Here is a 19,901-nt window from a genome sequence, read left to right as displayed (position 1 = left end):
TACTTTGGGTTGTTGTATGCGGCGTTGTTGATTTTATTGTTGCTAATACAACTACAAACCAATAAGGAAAATTAAAAATGGCTAAGGGGCAATCTCTACAAGACCCATTTCTGAACGCACTGCGTCGTGAACGTGTACCTGTTTCTATCTACTTGGTAAACGGTATCAAGCTTCAGGGCCAGATCGAATCTTTTGACCAGTTCGTGATCCTGCTGAAAAACACTGTAAACCAAATGGTTTACAAGCACGCGATTTCTACCGTGGTCCCAGCTCGCCCAGTGAACCACCATCACAACAACTCTGAGCGTTCACCAAACGAACGTCCGCAAGAGAAGACTGAGGAGTAATAATCCTTTGGTAAGGAGTTGATCGCTTGTTTGACCGTTATGAAGCCGGTGAACAGGCTGTTTTAGTTCATATCAACTTCACCCAGGAAGGCGAATGGGAAGATCTCAGCGAATTTGAAATGCTGGTATCGTCAGCGGGGGTTAGCAGGCTACAAACCATTACGGGTAGTCGCCAGTCCCCGCATTCCAAATACTTCGTAGGTGAAGGTAAAGCCCTAGAGATTGCAGACGCTGTCCGGATGACCGGGGCTGACATTGTTATCTTCAACCATGCGCTCTCTCCAGCGCAGGAACGAAACCTCGAGCGTCTGGTCAAATGTCGTGTGCTTGATCGCACTGGTTTGATCCTGGACATCTTTGCACAGCGAGCCCGCACTCACGAAGGTAAGTTGCAGGTAGAGCTGGCGCAGCTTCGCCACCTTTCCACCCGCCTCGTAAGAGGTTGGACGCACTTGGAGCGTCAGAAAGGGGGGATCGGTCTGCGTGGCCCGGGTGAAACCCAGCTCGAGACGGACCGCCGATTGCTGCGTGATCGTGTTAAGGCGATTCTGCGTAGACTTGAGAAAGTGTCTAAACAGCGCGAACAGGGCCGACGAGCCCGAAGCCGTGCTGAAGTACCAACCGTTTCGCTGGTGGGATACACCAACGCCGGCAAATCCACTCTCTTCAACCGCATCACTGAAGCGGGGGTTTACGCAGCGGATCAGCTTTTCGCAACGCTGGATCCGACATTGCGCAAAATCGAGGTGGAAGATGTTGGTGACGTGATTCTTGCCGATACTGTTGGGTTTATCCGTCATCTACCCCATGACCTGGTAGCTGCGTTTAAAGCCACGTTGCAGGAAACACAGGAAGCAGCTTTGCTTCTGCACGTTATCGACGCCAGTGATGATCGCTTCCGAGAGAACATCGAAGCGGTTGATGTGGTACTAGAAGAAATCGATGCTCATGAAATCCCAACATTGTTGGTGATGAACAAAATCGACAACATGGAAGAGGCCTCGCCACGAATTGAGCGTGATGAAGACGGTTTACCCCGTGTTGTCTATGTATCTGCACTGGCAGATCAGGGCATAGATCTTCTTTTTGAGGCACTGACCGAGAGGCTGGCGGGGACTATGGTAAGCTATCGCTTACGTATTCCACCTGCGGCTATCGGCAGAATGCATAGTAAATTCTGTCAGTTGCGCTGTATTACGCATGAAGAATACGAGCAGGACGGACATTTGCTAGTCGACGTGCGGTTACCTCAAACAGACTGGTTGAGGTTGAAAAAAAGGGAAGGCAGTGAGTTAGGCGACTTTATCGTCCACTGACAGCCTGTTACAGTATAAAAACTATCGTCATATCATACTGATGGAGTGCTCTAATGGCGTGGAATGAGCCAGGAAATAATGGCGGTCAGGACAAAGATCCGTGGGGTAACCGCGGTGGTCGTGACCAAGGGCCGCCTGACCTCGATGAGGTGTTTGGCAAATTAAGCCGCAAACTGAGTGGCTTGTTTGGCGGCAAGGGGCCGTCTTTAGGTGGCAGCGGTGCTGCTGGTTTGGGCGTTATTGCCGTTGTGGGTGCAGTGATCTGGGGTGTCTCAGGGTTTTACACTATCGGTGAAGCGGAGCGTGGTGTTGTGCTGCGTTTCGGTGAGTACGACCGCATCGTGCAGCCAGGTCTGAACTGGAAGCCAACGTTTATCGATGAAGTGACGCCGGTAAACGTACAGGCAATCCGTTCTTTGCGTGGCTCAGGCGACATGCTGACCAAGGACGAAAACGTAGTGCGCGTTGAAATGGACGTGCAATACCGTGTTTCTGATCCGGAAAAATATCTGTTCTCGGTAACTAATGCGGATGACAGTCTGCGACAGGCTACTGATTCTGCGCTACGCGCGGTTATCGGTGATGCTGTGATGGACCAAATCTTGACCTCTGGTCGTCAGGAAATCCGTGAGCGCACCGAAGTTGAAATCAACCGCATCGTGGACCGTTACAATATGGGCCTTTTGGTGGTTGACGTGAACTTCGACACTGCCCGTCCACCGGAGCAGGTTAAAGACGCATTCGATGACGCCATTGCTGCGCGCGAGGATGAAGAGCGTTTCATCCGAGAAGCAGAGGCATACCGCAACGACATTTTGCCAAAGGCAACCGGTCGTGCAGAGCGTCTGAAGAAAGAAGCGTTGGGTTACAAAGAGAAAACGGTTAACGAAGCGCAGGGTGACGTAGCGCAGTTCGAGAAGCTGTTGCCTGAATATCAGGCTGCACCTGAAGTCACGCGTAGTCGTCTGTATCTCCAGACGATGGAGAGCGTCTTCGGTAACACCAGCAAAGTGTTGATTGATTCGCAGGAAGGCGGCAACAACCTGCTTTACCTGCCATTGGACAAGCTGATGAACCAAACTCCTCAGCAACGTTCGACCACGGTTAATAACAATGCTTCAGATTACGGCATTGAGCTTGAAAGCTCTACGCAATCTTCAGCGCCAAGCAATAACCGTTCGTCGACTTCGCGTCAGGGGAGATATTAATTATGCGTAAGTTATTAATTCCTCTAATCATCGTATCGATTGTTGTTGGCTTAATGTCAGTGTTTGTTGTCGACGAAGGTGAGCGCGGTATCGTGATCCGTTTCGGCCGCGTATTGAAAACTGATGATGACATGGCGAAGATCTATCAACCAGGTCTGCAATTCAAAGTGCCACTGTTTGACCGCGTGAAACTGCTTGATGCGCGTATCCAGACCATGGATGACCAGTCAGACCGCTTTGTAACGTCTGAGAAAAAAGACGTGATCATCGATTCCTACGTGAAGTGGAAAATCAAAGATTTCGGTCAGTACTACCTTTCAACGGGTGGTGGTAACCGTCTGACTGCTGAAGCCCTTTTACAACGTAAAGTGGCTGATGGTCTGCGTGCAGAAATCGGTTCGAAAACCATTAAGGAAATCGTGTCCGAGAAGCGTGAGCAGGTGATGGCAGACGTACTGACTGAGCTTCAGGAAAGTGCCAACGACATCGGCATTGAAGTGATTGACCTTCGTATCAAGAAGATCAACCTGCCTGATGAAATCAGTGAGTCAATCTACGCACGTATGCGAGCTGAGCGTGAAACTGTTGCGCGTCGTCACCGTTCACAAGGCCGAGAGAAGGCGGAAGTCATTCGCGCGCAGGCCGAGCTGGAAGTGGCTACCGTTTTGGCAGAAGCCGAGCGTACTGCACGTGTAACACGTGGTGAAGCTGACGCAGAAGTTGCAAGGATCTATGCGAACACCTTCAATAAAGAGCCAGAGTTTTATAACTTCCTGCGCTCGCTGCAAGCTTACGAGAAGAGCTTCAACAATAAGGGTGACATCATGGTTGTTGACCCTAATAGCGAGTTCTTCCAGTACATGAAAGAGCCGACGTTGAAGGCAAATTAATCACGTTGCCTGATAGCAAAACAGAAAAGACAAGGCTTGGCGCCTTGTCTTTTTTTTGTCCAAACAGAAGAGAGTGAAAAATGGGGTCTGAGTTGTGGCTTGCAATGGGCTTAGTGCTGGTGGTTGAAGGGCTGGGGCCAATGTTGGTGCCGAAAAAATGGCGTCAAATGGTGAGTGAAATGAGTCTGTTACCTGATGCTACGCTACGCCGTATTGGTGGGTGTTTAGTCGTCGCGGGAGCGGTGATCGCATATATGATGTGGCCGTCCAAGTAAATCGAAAGAGCAAAAAACTGTGACACCCAAATGACCATAAGCAGGACGGCGCTCAAAAAATGACTGCATCCTTCAAACGATGGTGCTAGAATCCCGTTTTAATCATCAACTGACTGGAAAAGATGAGTAATAACGTAGTCGTTCTCGGCACCCAATGGGGTGACGAAGGTAAGGGTAAAATCGTTGATCTGTTGACTGAAGACGCTCAGTACGTCGTTCGCTACCAAGGCGGCCACAACGCAGGTCACACTCTTGTCATTGACGGTGAAAAAACCGTTCTTCACTTGATTCCTTCTGGCATTCTTCGCAACAACGTAAAATGCATCATCGGTAACGGTGTTGTTCTGTCTCCAGACGCCCTGATGAAAGAGATGAGCGGTCTGGAAGAACGTGGCATTCCAGTACGTGAGCGTCTTTTCCTGTCAGAAGCTTGTCCGCTAATTCTTCCTTATCACATCGCTCTTGATATGGCGCGTGAGAAAGCACGTGGTGCAAAAGCTATCGGTACGACCGGTCGTGGCATCGGTCCTGCTTACGAAGACAAAGTTGCACGTCGCGGTCTGCGCGTAGGCGACCTGTTCGATAAAGAAGCGTTTGCCGAGAAGCTTAAGGAAGTGATGGAACTGCACAACTTCCAGTTGGAGCACTTCTACAAAGCGGAACCAGTAAGCTACGAAGAAACTCTGGCGAAAGTGATGGAGCAAGCTGACATCCTGACCAGCATGGTTATCGACGTCACCCAAGAGCTGGATGACGCACGTCAGCGTGGCGACAAGATCATGTTCGAAGGCGCGCAAGGTACGCTGCTGGATATCGACCACGGTACTTACCCTTACGTTACCTCTTCTAACACAACTGCTGGTGGTGTTGCTGCAGGCTCTGGCTTTGGTCCACGTCACCTGGGTTACATCCTGGGTATCGCAAAAGCATACTGCACCCGCGTAGGTTCTGGTCCTTTCCCGACTGAACTTTATGACGGTCAAGAGAAACAAGATCCAATTGGTAAGCACTTGGGTACTGTTGGCCACGAGTTTGGCGCGACTACCGGTCGTCTGCGCCGCACTGGTTGGTTCGATGCAGTGGCAATGCGCCGTGCAATCCAGATCAACTCTATCTCTGGCTTCTGTCTGACTAAGATGGACGTGCTGGACGGACTGGAAGAGATCAAAATCTGTACTGGTTACCAGAAAGCAGACGGCACTATCCTGAATGTTTCTCCTATGGCGGCTGACGAGTATGAGAACATCACTCCAATTTACGAAACCGTTCCTGGATGGAGCGAGAAGACTTTCGGTGCTAAGTCTATCGAAGAGCTGCCACAAGCAGCACTAGATTACATCAAACGCATCGAAGAGCTGACCGGTGTACCTGTAGACATCATCTCTACTGGCCCAGACCGCAACGAGACCATTATCAAGGTTCACCCTTTCGCGTCTTAATCGGGTACCGGTGAGAGAAAAACCAGCCTTCAGGGCTGGTTTTTTTTTGCCCAACCCGCCCTATACTATTGATATTGGTTGGTGGAATCTTTTCGCCGGAAAAAGGGTAAAGTTCGGCAAACCCTTGCCGATATAAGTTAGGCAAGACACACCGTATCCAATGCCAGAGAGACGGATGATTCGCCTGTTTGGCAGAACAGAACCTGTATAGTGGGAAGGCATGAAACTGCGTACCTTATTTATATCCATGATGTTAGCCAGCCCTTTCGCCAAAGCGGAAGTGGGCCCGGCTCTTCCTGTGTATGAAGAGTCGCAATTGCTCCGTCTGTTTGAGTCGAATACTCACCTTAAAAAAGTGAAAGAAGACGACTGCCAGCTCCTTCAAGATATCGAAGCCCGTGCCATTCGCGTTGAATCCCCAGCTTACCAGTTCCTTTATGGTGATATGCTGGCATGGGGTGTGTGTGTCGACAGAGATGTCGAAACTGGCGTTTATTACATGCAGGTCGCGGCACAGCAGGGTTTGCCAGCGGCGCTAGAGCAACTTGGTCGCTATTACTCCAAAGGCACCTTGGTGCAGCAGGACAAAGAGCGGGCGATTCCATATTTGCGTGAAGCTGCATCTCTCGGGAACACGCGGGCGAGGCTTCAATTAGCCGAGCTTCTGGTTGCTGATTACGGAAGTCCGCTGGATTACGAAGATGCGTATCGCTGGTTGTACCACACCATCACGGCTGACTCGTCCACGCACAATCGCATCGCCATGCTTAGACGCGCTTTGGAAGACAAGATGCCACGCAATGTCATTGCCCGCGCGAAACGGCGTGATACTTATTGGTAATGCTCAGAACGAATTAAAAATGCCCGCATATAGCGGGCATTTTGCGTTCTGTATGAGTCTTAAATCACTTTATGTGGGCCAAAGCATTCATAGAAAATACGATCTTTGCTAATGCCAGCATCGACAAGCTGTGTGGCTACAGACTGCATAAAACCAACCGGACCACAGAGATAGAAGTCGCGGCTTGCATCCTCTGCTAGCCCTTCAACTTTACTGATGTCTATCATGCCTTGATGGTCAAATTGTTCGCCCGGTAAATCCGCATTTGAAGGCTCACGGAACCACACGTCACGCTTGGCACTATGATGCTGGCTCAGCAAGGTATCAATGTGGCCTCCAAAAGCGTGGTGTTCGCCATTTTCAGCTGCATGGAGCCAGTGAATCTCGGCATCATGCTTACTGCTGAGAGATTCCAGCATCGATAACATAGGCGTCAGCCCAACACCGCCTGAAATTAGAGCGACAGGCGTATCGTTGTCTGAATGGAAGCAAAAGTCGCCGGTTGGTGGCGCGAGCTCAACGGTATCGCCCACGTTAAGGTGGTCATGCAGATAATTCGAAACCGTCCCCTGTACTTCTCGTTTCACTGAGATACGGTAAAGCTCGCCATTTGGCGCGGCAGACAGGCTATATTGACGAATTTCCTGATTGGAAAATTGCTCGGGAGACAGATAAATACCGATGTATTGTCCGGGCATATAGTCCGCGACTGGCTGACCATCGACAGGGGCAAAAATGAAACTGGTGATCACTTCACTTTCAGGCGTTTTGCTGACTAGCTTGAAAGTACGCGTTCCACGCCAGCCACCGTTAGAGCCAGCATTCTGTTGGTAGATTTCCTCTTCACGATTAATGAATACCTGTGCAAGTACACCATAGGCTTCTGCCCATGCGTCTAACACTTCCTGACCTGGAGAGAAAAGCTCATCGATCGTTGCCAACAGGTTTTCACCGACGATGGCATACATTTCCGGGGTGATATTAAAGCTCGCATGCTTTTGCGCGATCTTTTCTACTACTGGCAGCAGTGCTGGCAAGTTATCAATGTTGGCGGCATAGCCATAGACCGCATTGAAAAGTGCTTCGCGTTGAGCTCCCGTAAACTGGTTACTCATGTTGAAAATATCTTTGAGCTCCGGATGTCGGCTGAACATGCGCTCGTAAAAATGCGCTGTCAGTTTAGGGCCGGTTTCAGCAAGCAAAGGGGCTGTGGACTTTACAATTTCAATGGTTTTCTCGTTGAGCATGAAGTTTACCTTCTTATGTTTTTAAAGATTCATCTTAAATGCATGTTTAAAGTTGTATCTAAAATGAATGTTTAAATCAACAAAAAATGGATTAAAAGGTATGATGATTTAAAACTGAGCAGTTTGGTTACTGAGAAGTAAAGAAAAATCAGAGAGTGCGCGCTTTTTACTTTCAAAGTACACTGTGTGCAAGGAGAGTTGATAACGTGCAATTAACCAGTTTTACCGACTATGGCCTTCGGGCACTGATATATCTGGCTACCCTCCCAGAAGGAGAGTTGACGAGCATTACTGTGGTCACCGAAAAATATGGGGTGTCCCGTAACCATATGGTGAAAATTGTTCACCGTATGAGTCAGATAGGACTTGTGGAAGCTGTTCGGGGAAAGAACGGCGGGATCCGGTTAGGTAAACCTGCAAAGAGCATTGTTGTCGGCGAAGTGATCCGTGCTCTCGAACCTTTACAACTTGTTAATTGTGAGCAGCCAAATTGCCACATTACGTCAGCTTGTCGTCTGAAAGGTGCCCTTGCTAAAGCCTTGGAAGCTTTTCTTAACGAGATGGACAATTACACACTTCATGATTTGGTGTCAGGTAATAATGACCTGCAGCACCTTCTTATCCCAGCGCGCCCGCTCTGATTCTCATCGTTTGAGACGAACTGCCAGTTTTTGTCGGTATTTCTTGCGGGTGCCCAATTTCTTTTATTCAAAGCGATATACTGAGTAACACATGTCGCTAATGGGAATTTTATATGTCTCAGGACAAACACCTACACAGCAACGACCCTTATTTGGGTCGTGAAGCAGAAAAATACGACAATCCTGTGCCGAGCCGAGAGCACCTCCTCGAGGTGATTAAAGGTTTTACCACTCCGGTAAGCCGCGACCAGCTTTTCGAAGTACTGGGTTTGCGCAGCGACGAAGAATACGAAGGCTTGCGCCGCCGACTCCGTGCCATGGAGCGTGATGGCCAGCTCATTTTTACCCGCCGTCAGTGCTATGCACTGCCTGAGCGCCTGGACCTCGTCAAAGGCACCGTGATTGGTCACCGCGACGGTTTCGGTTTCTTGCGCCCCGAAGGCAAAGGCAACCGTGAAGACTGGCTGCTGCCACATCACCAGATGAAGCAGGTGATGCATGGTGATTTCATTCTTGCTCAGCCAGCAGGAACGGATAAACGCGGCCGTAAAGAAGCCCGCGTGGTTCGTGTGCTGGAAGAGCGAAAAGGCCAGATTGTTGGCCGCTATTTTGTCGAAAACGGCATGGGCTTTGTGGTGCCGGATGACTCGCGTCTCAGCCAAGACATCGTGATCCCGCAAGAAGAGCGTAAAGGCGCACGTATGGGTAACGTTGTGGTGGTGGAAATCTTCCAGCGTCCAACCCGTCAGCACAACCCGGTTGGCCGTGTGGTTGAAGTGCTGGGCGAAAACATGGCGCCAGGCATGGAAATCGAAATTGCCGTGCGTACACACAACATTCCGCACGAGTGGCCGCAAGACGTCGAAAAACAAATCAAGAGCTTCACCGAGCAAGTACCGGAAGACGCGAAAAAAGGTCGTGTTGACCTGCGTGACTTGCCGCTGGTCACCATTGACGGTGAAGATGCCCGTGACTTCGATGACGCCGTATTCTGTGAGAAGAAAAAATCTGGCGGATGGCGCCTTTGGGTCGCGATTGCGGACGTGAGCTACTACGTACGTCCAGACTCGGCGTTGGACAAAGAAGCAGTGAACCGCGGTAACTCAGTGTACTTCCCGTCGCAGGTAATACCAATGTTGCCGGAGGTGCTTTCCAATGGCCTTTGCTCACTGAACCCACAGGTAGACCGCTTGTGTATGGTGTGTGAAATGACCATTTCAGAAGCGGGTAAGCTTTCTGGCTTCAGACACTACGAAGCGGTGATGAACTCACATGCGCGCCTGACTTACACCAAAGTCGCCGCGATGCTTGATGGTGATGAAGAACTTCGCGAGCGCTACGCGCCGCTGGTTCCGCACCTTGAAGAACTGAATCGCATGTACAAAGCGCTGAAGGCATCACGTGAGCAGCGCGGTGCGATTGAGTTCGAAACTGTTGAGACCAAATTCATCTTCAATGCCATGCGTAAGATTGAGCGCATTGTGCCGGTTGAGCGTAACGACGCCCACAAGATCATCGAAGAATGTATGATTCTGGCCAACATTGCATCAGCGCGTTTTGTTGAGAAAGCCAAAGAGCCAGCACTGTACCGTGTGCACGAAGCGCCGGGCGAGGAGCGTCTCACAGGTTTTAAAGACTTCTTGAGCGAAATGGGTCTGGCACTTGAAGGTGGCTTAGAGCCGTCTCCAACCGATTACGCCAAACTGGCGCATTTGATTGCTGGCCGTCCAGATCAGGAACTTATCCAAACCATGCTGCTGCGGTCCATGAAGCAGGCGGTATATCAGGCTGATAACTCTGGTCACTTTGGTCTGGCACTCAAGCAGTATGCGCACTTTACTTCACCAATCCGCCGTTATCCGGATTTGCTGCTTCACCGTGCGATCAAATATCTGATTGCCAAAGAAGAAGGTCGAAACAAAGACCGTTGGACACCAACCGGCGGTTATCACTACTCCTTTGATGATATGGACGTGATGGGCGAGCAGTGCTCGATGACAGAACGCCGTGCGGATGACGCAACCCGTGATGTATCTGACTGGCTCAAATGCGAATACATGCAGGATCACGTTGGCGAAGTCATGGAAGGCACTATTGCCAATGTCACTGGTTTCGGTTTCTTTGTACGCTTGAAAGAGCTGCACATTGATGGATTGGTGCATATCTCGAACCTTGACAACGACTATTACAACTACGACATGGTGGGTCAAAAACTGGTGGGTGAGAGCTCTGGTCGTATTTTCCGACTTGGCGATCAGGTCACGGTCAAAGTATTATCCGTCAACCTTGATGAAAGGATGATCGATTTCGAGCTGGACGGAACAACCCGTAAAGCGCGTGGAGCAGGTAAAACTGCCCGCAATAAAGCCAAGAAAGGCCGCGCCGAGTCAGGGAAAAATCCTGAAGCCCGTCAAGAGCGTATGTCTGTTCGCCAACAGTTGAAGCGTGGCGCAATTCCAAAAGGTGAGGGTGATAAAGCCCCGTCCGGAAAGCGTGGCGATAAAGCTTCGGCAGGAAAGCGCGGCGGCAAAAGCGAAAACCCGGCGAAGAAGAAAACCAAGGCAGAGAAGGTGCGCAAGAAAAAGGCGCAGAAAGGCAAACCAGCCAGAGCAGGCAAGAATAAGAAGTAATCCATGAGCAATGAAATGATTTACGGCATCCACGCCGTTAAAGCCGTACTGGAGTCTGATCCGTCCCGCTTCATCGAAGTCTTCGTGCTGAAAGGCCGTCAGGATGATCGTGTATTGCCTGTATTGAATGAGTTGACCCGCCTAGGTATCACTCTGCAGGAAATGGGCCGTAAAGCACTGGATGACAAAGCGAAAGGTGCCTCTCATCAGGGCTTGATTGCCCGCGTGAAGCCAGGTCGCCAGTACAATGAAAACGACCTCGACATCATTCTGGATGGCAAAGAGAGCCCTCTGCTATTGGTGTTGGACGGGGTGACTGACCCACATAACCTGGGTGCGTGTCTGCGTAACGCGGATGCTGCAGGCGTGTGCGCGGTGATTGTGCCGAAAGACAAATCTGCTCAACTGAACGCGACGGCTCGTAAAGTGGCTGTTGGCGCTGCAGAAGTGGTGCCCTTGGTTCGTGTGACCAACCTAGCCCGTACCATGCGTGCGTTGCAGGAAAAAGGTGTGTGGTTTGTCGGCACTGCCGGTGAAGCAACCCATGACGTGTATGACGCGAAACTGACTGGACCTCTGGCGATTGTGATGGGCGCAGAAGGTGACGGTATGCGCCGCCTGACCCGCGAGACTTGTGACGATCTTATCAGTATTCCAATGGCGGGCAGCGTGTCGAGCCTGAACGTGTCGGTCGCGACTGGTATCTGCCTGTTTGAAGCTGTGCGCCAGCGCCGCGGATAACTGCAAGAAAACAGACCGTTTTCACACAAAGCAACGCCCGGTGATTTATTTCTCCGGGCGTTGTGCTTTTTGTTGCTATTAGCGGCGCAATTCTGTACTATCCTGCCTCCAAATTCCCGGTCTTTTACTTTCGTTCCTTGCTTCCGCTGGACGACCGGGCCAAGCGTGGAAGCTGAATAATCCGTAAGGAGCAACCAATGCGTCATTACGAAATCGTATTCATGGTGCACCCTGATCAAAGCGAGCAAGTTGCTGGCATGATCGAGCGTTACACTGGTTCTATCAAAGAGTCAGGTGGTCAGATCCACCGTCTGGAAGACTGGGGCCGTCGTCAACTGGCTTACCCAATCAACAAACTGCACAAAGCACACTACGTTCTGATGAACGTTGAAGCTGAGCAATCAGTTGTTGATGAGCTGGAAACTGCGTTCCGCTTCAACGACGCTGTGATCCGTAACATGGTCATGCGTACCAAAGGCGCTATCACTGAGCCATCTATCATGATGAAGGCTAAAGAAGAGCGCGCACCACGTCGCGAAGAGCGTGCAGAAGCACAATCTGAAGGCGAAGCAGCAGCTGAGTAATTTGACTTGAAGACCAATCGAATTGAGCTTGCAGGTGTTATCACCCAGGGGCCGATTCGAAAACAGAGTCCTGCCGGAATACCTCATTGTCACTTTGTGCTTGAGCATCGTTCGGAACAACAGGAAGCTGGATTGCCAAGGCAAGCCTACTGCCGATTACAAGTAGTAGCGAGCGGGCAAGGGTCTCAATACAAAACACAGCATTTAGCTTTAGGCAGTAACATTAAGGTGAGTGGGTTTCTCGCTTACCAGACCAGCCGAAACGGCGCAGGTAAATTAGTGTTACATGCCGATGATATTATAGATATTTAGATCAGGAGATAGCCCCATGGCACGTTTCTTCCGTCGTCGTAAATTCTGCCGTTTCACTGCAGAAGGCGTACAAGAGATCGATTACAAAGACGTAGCGACTCTGAAAAACTACATCACCGAAGCTGGTAAAATTGTACCTAGCCGTATCACTGGTACCCGTGCTAAGTACCAGCGTCAGCTGGCACGCGCTATCAAGCGTTCACGTTACCTGGCTCTGCTGCCATACACTGACAAGCATCAGTAATCGGCACTGTCCAAGTTAATAGAGGAATAGATAATGCAAGTTATTCTGCTTGATAAAATCGCTAACCTGGGTGGTCTGGGTGATCAGGTAACTGTTAAGTCTGGTTACGCACGTAACTTCCTTATCCCACAAGGTAAGGCAGTAATGGCAACTAAATCTAACGTTGAGCACTTCGAAGCTCGTCGTGCAGATCTGGAAGCTAAAGTTGCTGAAGCTCTGGCAGCTGCACAAGCGCGCGCTGAGCAAGTTGAAGCACTGGAAGCGGTAGAAATCGCTTCTAAAGCTGGTGACGAAGGTAAACTGTTCGGTTCTATCGGTACTCGTGACATCGCTGACGCTGTAACTGCAGCTGGCGTTGCTGTAGCGAAGAGCGAAGTTCGCCTGCCAGAAGGTGCACTGCGTAACACTGGTGAGTACGAAATCAGCCTGCAACTGCACTCTGAAGTATTCGCTACTGTTAAGCTGAACGTTGTTGCTGAGTAATTCAGACACATCGTCGCTTTGAAAAAACCGACCTTAGGGTCGGTTTTTTTGTGCCTGGAGTTTGGGAAAGCGATGCTAGGAAAAGTGAAAGCGGATCTACTTCGCGGAAAAAGCAGATCCTAGGAAAGGGCAAAGAGCTTGTCTCTAGATACCATCCAAAATCTTGCAGTACCCAGTATCTAAAACTTATAAAGCATATTCACGGTGAAGATTGAATCCAGGTTCTCAAGACCCGGTGGGACTTCACTGATGTATTTCTGGGTGGTGGAAAGCTTGATCGCCAGATCGTCGATGAGGCTGGTGGACACCGATGCCCGCGCTTCAAAACTGGTGTTGCTTGGTCCACTGATAGCCGTAATTCGACCTTCAAATAGGGCGGTCTTGGTCATTTGCCAGGACAGCTCAGCCTGACCACGCAAAATCGCCTCTTCCACGTCATAAGGTAAGATGAGGTCATCGTCATCCAGTTCATCCAGATTTGGGGATTGGTAACGGTAACCGGGGCCAATTTCCAGCAAGAGTGATAAATCTTCCTGCCAAATCGCTTGATAGCCCAATCCAGTCGCAACGGTAAGATCCTTATAATACGGGCCGTATTTATCATCAAGAAAGCTTACGTTTCCCCACACGTAGCGCTTGGGGTCAAACTTGTAGTTAGCCTGACTTTCGAACTCGCTTTTGCGCTTGTCTTCCTCGCCATCTTTTTCAACCAGCAGGAACTTTGCTTCTGAGGTGTGTCGGTAAGGACCTTCGGTGTAGTTAACCCCGAGGCGGCTATTGATGGTCATTGAGTCGGAGTTGCCGGATAGCGCTTGGAACCCAAGCTCGACTTCTGATTGCCATGGTTCAGGTACACTGGCGCTTGCACAAAGAGGGAGTGCCACCAGACAAAACAGAGACGGTTTCAGTAGCGACGACGCCATTTAGGTTACCATTACAACATGAGGAGCCACATTCTATATGAATCCTCCTGCATTTCGTCAGCAACACGTTAAATTGGCAGGTAAAAAAGTCGTGGTCGCTCCAAAGCGGCTAGCGATAGTTATTCGCCAGACGTTCTGGGTATAATGTCGGTCGAATCGACAAGGTAATAAGTGATATGGCAGAGCAACGCAGCAAGCAATTTAATTCCAACAAACCCAAAGACCGTCAGGTTGATGCCCTGAAAGTGCCACCGCACTCTTTGGAAGCCGAGCAGTCAGTGCTGGGCGGTCTGATGCTGGACAATGAGCGTTGGGACAGCGTGGCGGAAAAAGTGGTTGCTGCAGACTTTTACAGCCGTCCTCACCGGCTGATCTTTGAAAGCACCAAGCAATTGTTGGATGCTGGTCTGCCCCTTGACCTGATCACTCTCTCTGAGAACCTTGAAAAACACAGCCAGCTAGAAGATGTGGGCGGTTTTGCTTACCTTGCAGAACTTGCGAAAAACACCCCAAGTGCGGCGAACATCGTGGCCTATGCGGATATCGTCCGCGAACGTGCCATGGTGCGTAATCTTATCAGCGTCGCAAACGAAATCGCTGATGCAGGTTATGACCCAGAAGGTCGTACTTCTGAAGACTTACTCGATATGGCGGAAAGCAAGGTTTTCGCCATTGCCGAATCGCGTACCACGGAAAACGAAGGTCCACAGAACATCGACAATGTTCTGTCGAAAACCCTTGAGCGTATCGAAATCCTGTTCAAATCACCGCAAGATGGTGTGACTGGTGTATCGACCGGCTTCGCTGACCTCAACAAGAAAACTGCAGGTCTGCAAGGCTCTGACCTTATTATCGTGGCGGCGCGTCCATCCATGGGTAAAACCACCTTTGCGATGAACCTGTGTGAAAACGCCGCGATGGATCAGGAAAAGCCGGTACTGATTTTCTCGCTCGAGATGCCCGCCGAACAGCTGATGATGCGTATGCTCGCGTCACTTTCCCGCGTTGATCAGACTAAAATTCGTACTGGTCAGTTGGATGATGAAGACTGGGCTCGTATTTCATCGACCATGGGTATTCTGATGCAGAAGAAGAACATGTATATCGATGACAGCTCAGGCCTGACACCGACGGAAGTACGTTCGCGTGCGCGCCGTGTAGCGCGTGAACACGGTGGCCTGTCGATGATCATGGTCGACTACCTTCAGCTGATGCGTGTTCCTGGCCTTCAGGACAACCGTACCCTTGAGATTGCCGAGATCAGCCGCTCGCTCAAAGCGCTGGCAAAAGAATTGAACGTGCCTGTTGTCGCCCTGTCGCAGCTTAACCGCTCGCTGGAACAACGTGCAGACAAACGCCCTGTTAACTCCGACTTGCGTGAATCGGGCGCAATCGAGCAGGATGCGGACCTTATCATGTTTATTTACCGTGATGAGGTGTACAACCCGGAAAGTCCGCTCAAAGGCATTGCAGAAATTATCCTCGGTAAACAGCGTAACGGTCCTATCGGTAGCGTGCGCCTGACCTTCCAGGGTCAGTTCTCACGCTTTGATAACTATGCTGGCCCAGCGTTTGACGAAGAATAAATGGCTTGTTGAGAATTAACCGCGAGGTGTTATGAAAGCGGCGACAGCAATCATCAAAACGGCTGCCCTAAACCACAATATCGACATTATCCGCGCCATGGCGCCGAACAGTCGAACTTGGGCGGCGATTAAAGCTAATGGATACGGACATGGCCTTCTGCCCGTGGCAAAGGCACTTTCTTCTCAGGCCGATGGCCTCGGCGTTGCCCGCCTTGAAGAGGCGGTGAGCCTTCGCGCTGGCGGGATTGTAAAACCTATCCTGCTGCTCGAAGGTTTTTATTCCTCGGCGGATTTGCCAACGCTCGAAGCACAGAATCTGCAAACGGCGGTTCATTGTATTGAGCAACTGGAAGCGCTGGAAAAAGCCAACCTGGAACATCCACTCCATGTTTGGCTGAAAATCGATACCGGCATGCATCGTTTGGGTGTGCGTCCGGAATATGTTGCCGAGTTTATTGAGCGGCTGAATGCTTGTCCAAACGTCGCTAAACCGCTCAACTTTATGAGCCATTTCGGCTGTGCGGATGAACCGGAAAAGCCAGTCACGGAGCAGCAAATTGCGCTGTTTGAAGAACTGACCGCTGGCCAGCCAGGTTACAGATCCTTGGCGGCATCTTCCGGTAGTTTAATTTGGCCAACCAGCCATTTTGATTATGTTCGCCCTGGAATCAGCCTCTACGGTATTTCGCCGATGGTGGAGCGCTGTGGAAAGGATTTCGGTCTCAAGCCAGCCATGACAATGACTTCCAGCCTTATCGCTGTGCGTGAAGCTAAAAAAGGCGAGACGGTGGGTTACGGCGGACGCTGGATGACAGATCGTGATACCAAAATCGGTGTGGTAGCCATTGGCTACGGCGATGGTTATCCCCGCGTTGCGCCTGATGGCACACCAGTGATGATCAACGGCAGACGTGTACCCTTGTCGGGACGAGTATCAATGGACATGATCACCATTGATTTGGGCCCAGATGCTACTGACCGCGTGGGTGATGAAGTGATTCTGTGGGGAGATGATCTCCCGGTGGAAGAAATTGCCCGTCATGTAGGCACCATTGGTTATGAGCTTGTCACCAATCTCACATCCCGTGTTGACCTGATTTATACCTAGGGTCAATAGACCCAAACGTAAGTTGTAAAACGTTTTGAATTTGAATTTTTCTAAAGCCGTAACCCAAGTTACGGCTTTCTTATCTTTGCCTGTTTTGCTTTTTCCTGATGGCGTTCTGGCATCAAGTCAGCCTGAGCCTGACTCGTGGGATATTGAAGTGGTACCGTTTGTCTTCTCAACGGAAACCATGGGCTTCTCCGCGGGTATGGCTGGGCTTTGGAAAGGTGCGGGTCAGCCTCAGGCATCCTTATTTGCGGCCGGGCTTGGTACTTCAAAAGATAGCTGGATGGGGTTTGTAGCCGCCAACAACTACATGCTCTCTGCTGACAGCCGCTGGCTGCTAAGTGGGCAATTCTATGAAGGTGATTTCAAGCAGTTTGACTACTATCTGGGTGCCGCGGCGTCCAACAATTCTTCGTATGAAGACCGTCTGACTGCAGATAGTCGCGATGCCCAGCATCATCTTTCCTTTCGCTACATCCTACCTTTCGGTGAGGCGGTAAATAGCCCCATTCGTGCAGCGCTTTCCCCCAAGCGTGAAGTGAACGGCAATGTACCATGGAACAGCGGCGTTTCTTCCATCGACTTTCGCCCTTTCTATCAGGCGAGAACGTTGAAAGGAGAGGGCGTGAATGCGCCAAGCGAATTCTCGGATGCGACTGAAGTGTGGGGACTCGAAACCCATTTTAAGTGGGATAACCGCGACAGCAACAATAACCCCACAGAAGGCAGTCTTAGCGAGTTCATTGTCATGCTTGACCCAGGAACCGATGACAGGGCAAGTTGGTGGAAGTGGGAGCTTAGCCAAAGCTGGTATTGGGATATCGGGGAGTGGGAAGAGGTTGCGAATGAGCAGGTGCTGGCGTTTAACCTCTACACATCTGATACACCAAGCTGGAATGACAGGACGGAGATAGGCGGTGATTCAGTCTATCGTAGACCACCGGAATTCGCTGCAGCCCGCTTAGGTGGTTTGTATCGCCTGAGAAGCTTTCAATCTGGCCGATATGCAGACCGTTCAGCACTCAGTTATAGCCTTGAATACCGCGTCATACCAGAATGGCAACCGCTTGGTAAATTGCCAGTTTTCAATTGGTATGATGTGCCATGGTGGCAATGGGTACTGTTCAGTGACGTTGGCCGGGTTGCAGATGAGTATGATTTAGGTGAGCTTCACACCGACATGAAGTGGAGCGCTGGTGCTGCAGTGCGTTTTCAGGTGGAAGGCATTGTCGTGCGTTCAGAGCTGGCGATGGGTTCGGAAGAAAGCATCTTTCGTGTGATGATTAACCAGCCGTTCTAACAATGAAAAAGAGCAGCCGAATGGCTGCTCTTTTTGGTAGTGACTTACCAGGTGACTTTACCAATCCCGATAGAGATATCATCACCGCCATCTGGGCGATCGGAAGTGATATTCCAAGTCAGTCGGAACTTCGCCTGCGTTGATGTTGGTGTAAAGTTGAAGGTGTAAGGCACCGTTGTTGGTCTTGAGTAGACTCTTGACTGGTAGTTACCTACCACAACCCAACCGTTGCCATAATCCATTTCAACCTTGAATCGCGACAAACCACCAATGTCCTGCGTTGACAGAATCTTGTAGTTCAGGGTACTTGCTTCACCGATTGCCAGACCGTCAAGGGTACCTTGATAAACAGAAGTATGGGTGGAGTTATGGTAATCACCAATCCAGGTTTCGTTGGCATTTTCGGAACACCATGTCAGCGAGTTGGTTGGTGTTACCCAGTTTCCGTTGCTACACAATCTTGGTAAAACTTCTGCAGGATCATCGTCAGTCACGGTCACAGTGGCAGAGGTTAAATCGCTCTTGTCCGTGCTCACCCAAGCATCAAGGCTGAAGGTTTCATCAGCTTCATGCACGGCATCTTCGACGGTTGGTACTTCAATACGCACGGAAGTCACGCCTTGTGGCAGCGTGATGTCGGTGCCTGTTGAAGAAAGGGTTGCTGTGCCAGTGGTGAAATCTGAGAACAGCAGCGATACGGTATTTTGATAATCACTGCTCACCACTGCGCTGCCGTCTTTCAAAGCAACACGCAGCTTGGTGTTCGCATCAGTGGTTGCTTTGTCCAGGTTTACAACAAAGTATGCAGAGTCACCTTCGGCAACGCTGTTTGATGTCAGGGAAACGCCAGTCACTTGCGGGATCAAGTCGCTCTTGAATTCGGTTTTCTCGTAACAGGTATGGTCTTCAGACGTCACGGTTGCCATGGCGCTGATACGGCTTGGGAACAGGCCCACACGCTTCTTCTCGCCGGTAGAAGGCTTGATGCGGTAAAGGTGATTACTGTTCACGTTGCCCGACACATTCTGATTCTTGGCTGCAACCAGCATTTGACCATTCTGATCCAGCGTCGCCGCAGCGACAAAATCGATGAAGTGGAAGGCTTTCAGGGTTTGTGCACCCGTCGTGGTATCAATGACAAAGGTACGGCCATTGGTGACAAACAGCAGTTCACCATCCTGGAACACAAAGTCACCCCAACTCGCGAAACCGCCAAACTTCAAATTATCCTCAAAGTCCGCAATGTGGGTGGTTTCACCTGTGTTTGGGTTCACTTTAAAAATGGTGCGCGCGTCTGAAGCAAACAGTTCACCGGAATCCGGATCAAACGCCATGCGCAGAATTTGCTTGTTCACTGCTGGGCCAGCGACATGTTCACCCGTCGTAGGATCCATATAAGCTAACTGATAGCTTTCCACTCTGTTGGCGTGAAGGTCCAGGCTTTCCAGCTCATCTTCAGAGAAAGTCCCCTCAGGCACATCGACATAGTAGGACGTCGGTTGTGGAGCATTGGTGTAGTAGAGGCGATCTGTCACGCGGTCATAAGACATGCTTGAAGCACTGAAGAGGGCACGTGAATGGAAAATCGAACGCTCACTTGCATCGGCATAGTATTGATTCGACATTTCTTTGGCTTCTTTCACATCAAGCAGCATGCCGACATGTCCACGTCCTGCATTCATGGAATAGACGTTACCGGGACAGTTTGCAAAAGCCTGCGCTGAAGTAAATGCTCCTGCAACGATTGCTGTAGCGAGAAGTGTTTTTTTCATTATCGTCGTGT

Annotated in this window: 20 protein-coding genes; 17 read left to right on the top strand and 3 right to left on the bottom strand. The window is 50.4% G+C overall.

The features are described from left to right. Nucleotides 1-77 precede the first annotated feature (77 nt). From hfq to motX, 7 genes are all read left to right on the top strand, one after another. Nucleotides 78-347 carry an RNA chaperone Hfq gene (hfq, locus tag GCE9029_RS21165; protein ID WP_062666682.1) on the top strand — a complete coding sequence of 90 codons (270 nt, stop codon included), beginning with the start codon at nt 78-80 and terminating at the stop codon, nt 345-347. 26 nt (nt 348-373) lie between these two features. Next, nucleotides 374-1,663: a ribosome rescue GTPase HflX gene (gene hflX, locus GCE9029_RS21160; RefSeq protein WP_062666679.1), complete on the top strand. Its 1,290-nt coding sequence runs from the start codon at nt 374-376 to the stop codon at nt 1,661-1,663. Between the two features lie 53 nt (nt 1,664-1,716). Next, complete coding sequence (hflK, locus tag GCE9029_RS21155) at nt 1,717-2,871, top strand: FtsH protease activity modulator HflK (RefSeq protein ID WP_062666677.1); 1,155 nt, start codon at nt 1,717-1,719, stop codon at nt 2,869-2,871. Between the two features lie 2 nt (nt 2,872-2,873). Next, nucleotides 2,874-3,761 carry a protease modulator HflC gene (hflC, locus tag GCE9029_RS21150; RefSeq protein ID WP_062666675.1) on the top strand — a complete coding sequence of 296 codons (888 nt, stop codon included), beginning with the start codon at nt 2,874-2,876 and terminating at the stop codon, nt 3,759-3,761. Between the two features lie 80 nt (nt 3,762-3,841). Next, nucleotides 3,842-4,036: a DUF2065 domain-containing protein gene (locus GCE9029_RS21145; RefSeq protein ID WP_062666673.1), complete on the top strand. Its 195-nt coding sequence runs from the start codon at nt 3,842-3,844 to the stop codon at nt 4,034-4,036. A gap of 122 nt (nt 4,037-4,158) precedes the next feature. Beyond that, nucleotides 4,159-5,475 (top strand): adenylosuccinate synthase, encoded by a 1,317-nt coding sequence (locus GCE9029_RS21140; protein WP_062666671.1) that lies wholly within the window; start codon nt 4,159-4,161, stop codon nt 5,473-5,475. A gap of 220 nt (nt 5,476-5,695) precedes the next feature. Next, nucleotides 5,696-6,316 (top strand): flagellar protein MotX, encoded by a 621-nt coding sequence (gene motX / locus GCE9029_RS21135; protein ID WP_062666668.1) that lies wholly within the window; start codon nt 5,696-5,698, stop codon nt 6,314-6,316. A gap of 59 nt (nt 6,317-6,375) precedes the next feature. Here motX and hmpA read toward each other — a convergent pair whose 3' ends face one another. Next, entirely contained in the window at nt 6,376-7,563 is a 1,188-nt protein-coding gene (hmpA, locus tag GCE9029_RS21130) for an NO-inducible flavohemoprotein (RefSeq protein WP_062666666.1), read from the bottom strand. Between the two features lie 206 nt (nt 7,564-7,769). On the opposite strand from hmpA, the gene nsrR reads away from it, so the two are divergent. The 7 genes from nsrR (at nt 7,770) to rplI (ending at nt 13,198) form a co-directional block, all read left to right on the top strand. Beyond that, nucleotides 7,770-8,204 carry a nitric oxide-sensing transcriptional repressor NsrR gene (gene nsrR, locus GCE9029_RS21125; RefSeq protein WP_062666664.1) on the top strand — a complete coding sequence of 145 codons (435 nt, stop codon included), beginning with the start codon at nt 7,770-7,772 and terminating at the stop codon, nt 8,202-8,204. A gap of 113 nt (nt 8,205-8,317) precedes the next feature. Continuing rightward, a complete protein-coding gene (gene rnr / locus GCE9029_RS21120) occupies nt 8,318-10,834 on the top strand; it encodes a ribonuclease R (protein ID WP_062666661.1) in 2,517 nt (838 codons plus the stop codon). Between the two features lie 3 nt (nt 10,835-10,837). Then, nucleotides 10,838-11,575, top strand: coding sequence for a 23S rRNA (guanosine(2251)-2'-O)-methyltransferase RlmB (gene rlmB, locus GCE9029_RS21115; RefSeq protein ID WP_062666659.1), 738 nt, complete (start codon nt 10,838-10,840; stop codon nt 11,573-11,575). 197 nt (nt 11,576-11,772) lie between these two features. Beyond that, nucleotides 11,773-12,159, top strand: a complete 387-nt coding sequence (gene rpsF, locus GCE9029_RS21110) for a 30S ribosomal protein S6 (protein ID WP_062666658.1) — start codon at nt 11,773-11,775, stop codon at nt 12,157-12,159. A 6-nt stretch (nt 12,160-12,165) separates the two neighbouring features. Then, nucleotides 12,166-12,471, top strand: coding sequence for a primosomal replication protein N (priB, locus tag GCE9029_RS26125; RefSeq protein WP_082804409.1), 306 nt, complete (start codon nt 12,166-12,168; stop codon nt 12,469-12,471). A 16-nt stretch (nt 12,472-12,487) separates the two neighbouring features. Then, nucleotides 12,488-12,715, top strand: coding sequence for a 30S ribosomal protein S18 (rpsR, locus tag GCE9029_RS21105; RefSeq protein ID WP_002539422.1), 228 nt, complete (start codon nt 12,488-12,490; stop codon nt 12,713-12,715). A 33-nt stretch (nt 12,716-12,748) separates the two neighbouring features. Beyond that, nucleotides 12,749-13,198 carry a 50S ribosomal protein L9 gene (rplI, locus tag GCE9029_RS21100; protein WP_062666656.1) on the top strand — a complete coding sequence of 150 codons (450 nt, stop codon included), beginning with the start codon at nt 12,749-12,751 and terminating at the stop codon, nt 13,196-13,198. A gap of 179 nt (nt 13,199-13,377) precedes the next feature. Here the strand turns inward: rplI and GCE9029_RS21095 are convergent, their stop codons facing one another. Next, the gene (locus tag GCE9029_RS21095) at nt 13,378-14,121 is read right to left on the bottom strand and encodes a DUF481 domain-containing protein (protein ID WP_062666653.1); all 744 of its coding nucleotides are present in this window, start codon (nt 14,119-14,121) and stop codon (nt 13,378-13,380) included. A gap of 176 nt (nt 14,122-14,297) precedes the next feature. On the opposite strand from GCE9029_RS21095, the gene GCE9029_RS21090 reads away from it, so the two are divergent. The 3 genes from GCE9029_RS21090 (at nt 14,298) to GCE9029_RS21080 (ending at nt 18,118) form a co-directional block, all read left to right on the top strand. Continuing rightward, nucleotides 14,298-15,707 carry a replicative DNA helicase gene (locus GCE9029_RS21090; protein WP_062666651.1) on the top strand — a complete coding sequence of 470 codons (1,410 nt, stop codon included), beginning with the start codon at nt 14,298-14,300 and terminating at the stop codon, nt 15,705-15,707. A 31-nt stretch (nt 15,708-15,738) separates the two neighbouring features. After that, nucleotides 15,739-16,815, top strand: a complete 1,077-nt coding sequence (alr, locus tag GCE9029_RS21085; protein ID WP_062666649.1) for an alanine racemase — start codon at nt 15,739-15,741, stop codon at nt 16,813-16,815. An 85-nt stretch (nt 16,816-16,900) separates the two neighbouring features. Next, nucleotides 16,901-18,118, top strand: coding sequence for a BamA/TamA family outer membrane protein (locus GCE9029_RS21080; protein WP_306455703.1), 1,218 nt, complete (start codon nt 16,901-16,903; stop codon nt 18,116-18,118). A 44-nt stretch (nt 18,119-18,162) separates the two neighbouring features. On the opposite strand, the gene GCE9029_RS21075 is transcribed toward GCE9029_RS21080, so the two are convergent. After that, a complete protein-coding gene (locus tag GCE9029_RS21075; RefSeq protein ID WP_062666644.1) occupies nt 18,163-19,890 on the bottom strand; it encodes a YncE family protein in 1,728 nt (575 codons plus the stop codon). Between the last annotated feature and the right edge of the window lie 11 nt (nt 19,891-19,901).

Origin of the sequence: Grimontia celer, assembly GCF_900055185.1 — a bacterium.
GTDB lineage: Bacteria > Pseudomonadota > Gammaproteobacteria > Enterobacterales > Vibrionaceae > Enterovibrio > Enterovibrio celer.
Note: the sequence above shows the minus strand (reverse complement) of the source record. Positions and strands in the feature narration are given on the sequence as shown.